The organism is Mycobacterium sp. (assembly GCF_035623875.1).
GTDB lineage: Bacteria > Actinomycetota > Actinomycetes > Mycobacteriales > Mycobacteriaceae > Mycobacterium.
In genome coordinates this window covers 1-6,619 of record NZ_DASPSP010000267.1, presented here as the reverse complement: position 1 = coordinate 6,619, position 6,619 = coordinate 1, and the positions used below count along the sequence as shown (strand labels likewise).

The window sequence follows — 6,619 nt, the reverse complement described above, 5'->3', positions numbered from 1 at the left end:
GTCACGCATGACGGCTGCGCACCGACCACGATGCTGCCGATAACGTCGTGCGTTGCGGTGGACCACACCGTGACGCCGTGGTCCCCGACGAGATATGCCCGGTGGCCGTCGCGACTCAACGCCAATTGCGTCAGCCAGCCGGCGATCTCGCCGATCTTGTAAGTGCTGGCGATGGCGCCGGCGCGGGTGCCCCCGATCTCCACGACGTCGAGCACCGCGCTGAAGTCCGGACCGCAGCTGCCGACATACGCGGTGGCGCCGTCCGGGCTCAGCGCGATATCCCGGATCGGCGCACCGATTTCGACGGTGTTCAGCACGCGATTGGACTGCGTGTCGATCACGACGAGTTCTGCCGCGAATGGTCCGTTGGCCGCGACATACAGCCGGCGGCCGTCCGGGCTGACGCGCACGCACTCCGCGGTGGTGCCGGCCGTCGCCGCGATGCCGATGGCGTCTTCGTTTCCCGTCGTGGTGTCGAGGATCGCGACGTCGGCGCCGTTGGCCGCAGTCCGGCTGGCGTAAACGCGTTTCCCGTCCGGGCTGACCGCCAGATCGGTCACGCTGTGCGCCACCCGGTGCGCCTCGACGACCTGGTTGGCATCGATGTCGAAGGCCAGAATCGAGTCGTACGCCGGCGATGTGGTGCTGACGTAGGCACGGCCTTCCGGTGTGTCCGACACGGCGACGGCGAACGGTTCGTCGATGCCGACGACCGTTTGTGCGACGGCGCTACTCACCGGGTCGATGAACGAAAAACTGTCGTCGCCGTGGTGGGTGACCATCAGCCACGCGCCGTCCGGACTGACCGCGATCCCGCTGATGGTGCCGCCCTGCACGGCGATCTCGGCCACGACCGTGAAGCCGGGGACATTGCCCATTTCGTTCGCACGGCTCACATCGTTCACAGTGGCACCAGCCTCTTCTCGTTGGTCCGTGGTGGGCGGACGTTCGATATCCGAGCGGTGAAACGCTTCCGCCGGTCAAACGCTTCCGCTACGCAAACCCTGGATCCTCGGATCGGGCGCGTGGGGGCGCCGCATTCCGAACGAGTCTAGCGGCTGAATTTGGGCCTAAAAAGCATAGTTTGACCGATTGTTGCCCATGTCACGTCGGTAGCTCAGGGCGTCCTTAAACAAAATCTGTTGCGTACCAATCCCGCTCTCAATCAGCAAACGACCCAGTCGGGTTTGCCAGGTACTTCGTGACTTTCGCTAACCGAGAGCGACCAAAGACATGATTATCGATAAATAAGAGCCTCTTACCGTCTGTAGCGAAGAAAAGAGGCGCAAGTCACATCGGCCTAAGCGACCCGCGTGCGGCGCTGGTGATTTCGCGGAAATGCACAGGCGCAGCCGCTGTCATCCAGCCGCCGCTGCCTGGGCGTTGCGCCGGGCGGGTCCGAACCAGCGGCCCAACGCGGCGCGTAACCGGTCCACATCGCCCGGCGTACAACCGTCTGCGGCCCACGCGACGTAGCCGTCGGGCCGGATCAGGATCGCAGCAGCGGTGCCGCTGGAACCATCGACGGTCGTCACGTCGACCCGACCCCGCCACGGCGCCGCCGATTCAGCGAACGTCCCGCCGGTGAAATCGAGCAGCACCGGGCGTGCCGTGTGCAAGAGTTCGGCAACCCGCTCTCCGCTGGGCAATGTGAAGTCGGGAACCAATCTGCCGGACAGCCGATGGCTGTCACCGATGTCGTAGCGGACGTCCGCTCCGGAGAGCAGGGCTGCGATGTGCGCAGCGGCGTCCGGCTTCGCCAGCAGCTCGCCCATCAGAAGCCGTAGCGCCGCGACCTCCGGGCCCGGGGCCATCAGTGCGGTCTGTGACATCGACTGCATCATCACCCGCTCCCCCACCGGATGCCGCTCGGTGTCGTAGGTGTCAAGCAATTCCGTTGGCGCCCAACCGTTTACTGTGGCGGCGAGCTTCCACCCGAGGTTGATCGCGTCCTGCAGTCCCAGGTTGAGGCCGGGTCCGCCCATCCCCGAGTGCACGTGAGCCGAGTCACCGACCAAGATCACGTTGCCTTCGCGATAGCGCTCGGCCTGTCTGGTGTTGAGGCCGTTGATCCGGCGCAGCGCATGCGGGCCCGGTCCACGCGGAGGTTCGAACGGCAGGTCGACGCCGAGCACGCGGCGCAGACTCTCGCTGAGTTCTGCCAACGTCATGGGTGTGTCGTCGGACACCGTGTCGCCGTCGAACTCCATCGTCGCGACCACCGGACTTGGCTCGACCTCGCCGTAAGCGAAGCCGCCGCGCTCTAAGCGGTTGTGCCCGAACGCAAGTCGCCCCAGCCCGGGAATGACGATGCCGCCGTCGCCGGTGCGCAGTTCGTCCGAAATGTGCACCTGCGCGATCCGGGTGACCATCGGGGTGGTGCTGCCGGGAAACCCGATACCGACGCTCTTGCGGACGAGGCTGTGTCCACCGTCGGCGCCGACCAGGTACCTCGTCGCGAGCTCGTACACTCCGTCTGGCCCTGCCACGTTGAGGTTGACGCCACGGTCGTGCTGAGCCAGATCGGTCAGCTCATGGCCCCAGCGGATGTCGACGCCGAGATCGCGGGCGCGCTTCGCCAGCAGTCGCACCAGCCGAGGCTGTGGTATCAGCAAGCTGTACATCGGGTTATCTGGCAGCCCGGCGAACGACACCGGCAGCCCGCTGAAGATAAAGCCGGGAATCGGCGCAGGAGGGTCGAGCGCGCCGGTGAAGGCGCGATACAGCCCACGCATGTCAAGCATCCGAACCACCTGGCCGACAAGGCCATTGGCTTTGGGCTCAGCGCTGGGTTCGGGAAGCGCATCCAAGACAATTGGGTGCACGCCGCTCAGCGCGAGTTCACACGCCAGCATCAGACCGTTGGGGCCTGCGCCGGATACGACGACGTCGACTCGACTTTCGTGCATCATTGCGACACCTCCAGGGGAAAGCCCGCCGCGACATCGGCCAATCCGCGCCGAAGCAAAGTGGTGATGTGCGCGGGTGGATCGGCTTGGACGTAGGCATCCATCGCGGCCTCGACGACTGCACGGATCACGCCGACCACCAAGCGCGGGTACATGTCTCGGGCCGGGTCGGTCCCGGTTCGCCGGGCAATCTCGTCGACCCACTCGGCGAATACCTCTTTCGATACCGCCATGCGGACCTCGGACGCCAGCAGGATCTTGCGAAGCTCCGCCTGCTGGGCAGTGCTCGGTAGAAAGTCTTCGGCCCCTTCGGCCTCCAGCGGTTCCAGGAGTGCCGCGGTGACCGCGGACCACAGCGGTTCGTCGGGGGGCCGTTGGCGCAGCATGGCCAGGCTACGGCGGGTCCGTTCGATCTGCCGGTAGGCCAGCGCGTCGTACTTGCCGGCGAAGTAATTGCTGAAGGTGCGCAAAGACACCCCGGCCCTCGCCGCGATGTCGTCCCGGGTGACGTTCCCGAAGCCGCGCTCGAAGGCCAACTGCGCTGCGGCGTCGCTGAGCGCCTTGCGGGTATCGAGCTTCTTACGTTCCCGAAGACCGAGCGGTTGTGCGTGGTCCATGCCGCCAAACGTAGCTTGAACTTGCCTAGTGGGCAATATTGCGCGACGGGCAAATTTTCGGCGTGGTCCCCGCCTGGCCGCAACGTTGGTCGCGCCCTAGAGCGGCGAGTTGGGTAACCTGACGTGATCCGACGACTCCCCGAGGGCTGCGACAACGCCGAGCCACGCTCCTGGCGATCCTGGTCGCACTGCTCGACACCACTGCGACCACACCGGAGCTAACCCAGGCGATGAACGACAACGACATGCCCGCGAGTGGCAGCGTGACTTCGCCTCCGCTACACCACAAGGAAAGTCCGTTCTTCGCTGCAGACCGCGCCGCCTACTGGCGCCACCTTCGCGAGCTGGGCCCAGTGGTGAAAATAGACACCGGCGATCCGACGCTGCACGGCTACTACCTGACCCACCGGGACGACGTGCGCGCGGCGTTGCTCGACCCGCAAACATTTGCGTCGCCGCCGAAAACCTTCGCGATCCAATTGTTCGGCGCACCGCTTCCGCAGGTGCCGCTCTCATGCGGCACGCGAGCGGAGCATGCCCGTTTCGGCAAGGTCTTGCATCCGCTCTTCAGCCCCAGAACGTTGGCTCCCTTCGCTCCGGAGTTGCGGGCCCGCGCCGGGAAGCTGGTCGACACCGTCGCTGCTCGAAGGCACTGCGATGCGGCCAGTGTCGCCGACAACTACGCCTGCCAAGCGCTATTTATGGTGTGCGGGCTACCGCCCGACGACGCTCGGGCGCACGAGATGACCAGGGCCGCGGTAATCGGCGACACCACCGGGCAAGCCCAACTTGAACTCGTCACGTGGCTTAACACCAGCCTCGACGCCGGGCTGCGCGATCCCGAGCGGCCGCCCGGTATTCTGTGGCCGCTCCTGGAACAACTCGCGGGTGATAAAGATTTTCCGCTCACCAACGTCGAAGTGTCGTCGGTCATCCTTTTATTGTTCTCTGTTGCAGGCATTGAAATGGTGGCCTCCGCAATCACTTTCGCCCTTCTGCATCTCGCACGCGACCCACAACTGCGGGCCCAACTGCGCGAGGACCCAGCACAGATCCCCGCGTTCGCCGAGGAAATCTTCCGGTTGGAGCCGCCAGGGCCGGGCATTCCGCGCGTAACCACGAGAAAAGTCGAGATCGGTGGTGTCGCAATCCCGGCGCTCAGTTCGGTGTGGCTGGCTCTGGAAGCCGCGGGCAGAACAAACGGCGGCGATGAGATATCGAGGGGCAGCCACGGAGAGGTCCGGCGCCAGCGCCACTGGGCATTCGGCGGCGGCATGCACAGATGCTTGGGCATGCACCTGGCTCGTCTTGAAATGGACGCGTTTTTGACCGAATGGTTGAACCGCATCCCAAATTTCGAACTCAAACCGGGCTTCACGCCGACGGTCGTGCATAAACCTACCAGCGTCACTCACCTGCGCCGCCTAAAGCTGCGCTGGTAGGCATGACCCGCGCCGGCGACGACGCAGAGCGCAGCGATGAGGAGGAGAGGCGCGTGACCGGTGACGTGGACGACGCCGACCTGGAGACCCACATCAACGCGTTCCTGAGGGCGGTCGGTGAACGTCCAGAGGAACTGATCCCGAAGCACTTAGCAGAAATCGAACAACCGAACCCGCAGGACGCGAAAGACTTGCGGCGCTACGTTAATGACCTCAAAATGCTGTACGGGCAAGGCTTGCTCGACATGTACAGGCGGATCGAGTCACACGGCAGCGCCATATGTGGGTTGACTGATGAAGTCGAGATAACTGAGCGGGTCCAGAAAATTATGGCGTTAGTCGCGCTGGACGGCGAAGATGTCCCGAGAATTCTGGCGAGCTTTCAGGACGCCGCGAACCAGCTCAACCCTCTCGCGATCGTACGGCTGTTCATGACAATTCAAAGTGCCAGTGCCGGCGGGGTGCCGCGTCAGGCTCAGCGAGACGCGTTGATACTTGACTTGACGACGTATTGCCTGACACGTTTCCCGCCTTCCAAAGATGATTGAAATCGGTCACAACACCCTGACTTCGCTTGTCAGGCGGCGGTAATGCAGAGCACTTCGTCGAGGCTGGCGGTCTGCAGCCCGGCGGCGGCGGCGCGTCGTTGGAATTCGGCGACGGGATCGGGGTCGGTGGTGTCGATGCGGCCGGCTCGATCTAGTCGTGCGGTGTCGGACATCGCCGGGCCTCTGACCACCACGTCGCTAAGGACGTAGCGGCCCGCGTCCGGTGTTCGGCGCACCGTCTGTTCGGGCGCGCTGGAGCCAGTCAGCGCGACTGCGTCGTCGAGGTTGATTCCGACTCGGAACACTTGGGTTTCGGCGTCGAGGACCGCGATAAGGCGCGCGATCAATTTCTCGGGGGCGAAGAACCGCCAGCCCTGCCCCAGATGCAGCCAGTAGCGTCCGTGGACGTGGTCGCGGAGGTTGATGCCGGGGGCCCAGTCGACAAACTCGAGGAACGTGTATCCCTCATGCAGTATCGCGCGATCTTCGGCCGACAGGCCGGCATCGACCACCAGGAAGCGTCCGACCCGTGAGATGTCAGTGCAGCAGTGCAGAAACGAGTTCAGCGTCTCCTCGGTGGTAACTCGATCCGCTCCGGCGACCAGGCTGACGGTGACCTCGGCGTCGGGTGGTCCAGCGATGAGGTTGCGCGCCAACACATCTGGGTATGACGATGCCGCCTCAAGCATCGTCGGCACCGTCAAATCTCGAATGCTCGCGATCCCTTGCCGATCACCATGGGGGATGTCAGGGCGGGCCAGCAGGCGCCGCGACAGCGTGAACGCTTCGGCATGCTTCTCTATGTGGTACGCGCACACCAGCTGCTGAAAGGTTGTGCGCCAAGCGTAGAGGTCTGGGTGCGGAATCGTCATGTCGTCTTCGGGCAGCGGGATTTCGGCGGCGCGTACGGCAAAAAGGTAGCCGAGCTGGCAGCGCTTCTCGGCAATGTAATGGCGAGCGATGTCGTAGAGTGGCTCCGCGCGGGTCGGTCGAAACTCCCAAGCCCGCAGGTAGGCCTCGTGGACATCGGGCCACGGTTCGCCGAGCATCTCCATCGATTGCGCGACCCGCAGCATCGCCCAGAAGGTCCCCTCGTCCGAGCC

The 6,619-nt window shown here is 64.4% G+C and carries 5 protein-coding genes and 1 pseudogene; 2 read left to right on the top strand and 4 right to left on the bottom strand.

Annotated features, from left to right (window positions below; translation table 11 throughout):
- The 3 genes from VEI45_RS21630 to VEI45_RS21620 form a co-directional block, all read right to left on the bottom strand.
- On the bottom strand, positions 1 to 896 hold an 896-nt coding region (locus tag VEI45_RS21630; RefSeq protein WP_324856573.1), incomplete at its 3' end, for a YncE family protein.
- 462 nt (positions 897 to 1,358) lie between these two features.
- Entirely contained in the window at positions 1,359 to 2,909 is a 1,551-nt protein-coding gene (locus tag VEI45_RS21625; protein WP_324856572.1) for an FAD-dependent monooxygenase, read from the bottom strand.
- Positions 2,909 to 3,526, bottom strand: a complete 618-nt coding sequence (locus tag VEI45_RS21620; protein ID WP_324856571.1) for a TetR family transcriptional regulator — start codon at positions 3,524 to 3,526, stop codon at positions 2,909 to 2,911. The genes VEI45_RS21625 and VEI45_RS21620 overlap by 1 nt, the downstream gene beginning before the upstream one ends.
- Positions 3,527 to 3,756: 230 nt before the next feature.
- Here VEI45_RS21620 and VEI45_RS21615 point away from each other — a divergent pair, with 230 nt between their 5' ends.
- Positions 3,757 to 4,968 carry a cytochrome P450 gene (locus VEI45_RS21615; protein ID WP_324856570.1) on the top strand — a complete coding sequence of 404 codons (1,212 nt, stop codon included), beginning with the start codon at positions 3,757 to 3,759 and terminating at the stop codon, positions 4,966 to 4,968.
- A gap of 2 nt (positions 4,969 to 4,970) precedes the next feature.
- Positions 4,971 to 5,516, top strand: coding sequence for a hypothetical protein (locus VEI45_RS21610; protein WP_324856569.1), 546 nt, complete (start codon positions 4,971 to 4,973; stop codon positions 5,514 to 5,516).
- A gap of 29 nt (positions 5,517 to 5,545) precedes the next feature.
- Here the strand turns inward: VEI45_RS21610 and VEI45_RS21605 are convergent.
- Positions 5,546 to 6,619 (bottom strand): annotated as a pseudogene (locus VEI45_RS21605) (glycosyl transferase); the annotation flags it as partial.